The 704-nt window shown below is 71.0% G+C and carries 2 protein-coding genes; both read left to right on the top strand.

Going from position 1 to position 704, the window contains the following annotated elements; translation table 11 throughout:
• On the top strand, positions 1-283 hold a 283-nt coding region (locus AC1D01_RS37420), incomplete at its 5' end, for a M55 family metallopeptidase (RefSeq protein WP_477874979.1).
• Positions 284-365: 82 nt separating this feature from the next.
• The coding region (locus AC1D01_RS37425; RefSeq protein WP_477874981.1) for an ArsR/SmtB family transcription factor at positions 366-704 on the top strand (339 nt) is incomplete at its 3' end.

The following is a 704-nucleotide window of genomic DNA, read 5'->3' on the forward strand; positions in this document are numbered from 1 at the left end:
CAGCGGGCGCTCGTTGTCGCCGGCGCAGTCGCGCGAGGCGATCGAGGCGGCAGCGCGCGAGGCGGTGCAGGGCGTGGCCGCTGCGCCGCGTGCGCCGTGGCAGCTTCCCGCCGCACCGGCGCTGCGCGTGCAATGCCAGACCCCGGCGCTGGCCGATGCCTTCGCGCTGTGGCCTGCGGTGGTGCGCGAGGACGCCGAGACCATCTCGATCGTGTGCGGCACGGTGCACGAGGCCATTCGCAGCCTGAATGCGCTGTCGGTGATGGCCAACGCCTTGCGCTGAACCTGCCCGGCGCCTGCCGGGTTGACAGGCGCCGGAACGCTCTTTATATTGCCACTAGGTTATATAAAGACAAGGCTATGCGATGGACTCCGCGACGGTTTCCGCATCACTCGACCTGACCTTTGCCGCGCTGGCCGATCCGACGCGGCGGGCGATGCTGGCGCGGCTGGCGAGCGGCGAGGCGACGGTCAACGAACTGGCCGAGCCGTTCGCGCTGTCGCAGCCGGCGATCTCGAAGCACCTGAAGGTGCTGGAGCGCGCCGGGCTGATCTCGCGCAGCCGTGCCGCGCAGACGCGGCCGTGCCGGCTCGAGGCGGCGCGGCTGCAGGACGTGGCGCAATGGGTCGCCCCGTACCGCGCGCTGTGGGAGGAGAGCTTCGACCGGCTCGATGCCTTCCTGCACGCCACGCAGCCATCCACC

The sequence above is a fragment of the Rhizobacter sp. P3_B12 genome (assembly GCF_056402895.1).